This is a genomic window from Saccharopolyspora antibiotica (assembly GCF_047200635.1).
Lineage (GTDB): Bacteria > Actinomycetota > Actinomycetes > Mycobacteriales > Pseudonocardiaceae > Saccharopolyspora_C.
On the sequence record NZ_JBJZOI010000053.1, the window covers coordinates 1 to 545 of the forward strand.

At 67.9% G+C, this 545-nt stretch carries 1 protein-coding gene; it reads right to left on the reverse strand.

The genetic code is table 11. The annotated features are described in order from the left end of the window. On the reverse strand, positions 1–521 hold a 521-nt coding region (locus tag ACL03H_RS23855; RefSeq protein WP_412813548.1), incomplete at its 3' end, for an MCE family protein. Between the last annotated feature and the right edge of the window lie 24 nt (positions 522–545).

Below are 545 nucleotides of genomic sequence, written 5' to 3' on the forward strand. Positions count from 1 at the left end.
GAGTACTTGGCGAGGACGTCGGCGGTGGGCCGGGCGGACTCACCCAACCGGATCAGATCATCCCCGTTCGCCTCCAGAAAACCCCGCGCATCACCCGACGTCACCGTCAACTGCGAGGTCAACCCCTCCACGTTCGCCCGCTGCTCCACCAACGTCCGCGACGTCACCGACAAATCCCCCAACGCCGCCAGCACATCCGGCGCCGCCTGCTCATAGGTCTCCGCCACCCCCACCAACCGCCGCAAGTTCTCCCGCAACAACGGCACCGACGGATTCAACCCCGCCACGTACTCGTTCAACCGCGTGACCGTCTCCCCCACCGACTCACCACGCCCGTCCAACGCCCCGCTCAACGAGTTCAACGTCGACGCCAACTCCGCCGGACGCAACGCCTGCAACACCGGCATCGTGTCCGCCAGCACCGCCTCCAACTCCACCGACGCCGCCGTCCGGTCCTGCGCGATCACATCCCCCGACGCCAACCGCACCGACGACGCCTCCCGCGGCACCTCCAACGACACGTACCGCTCCCCGAACAACGTCCG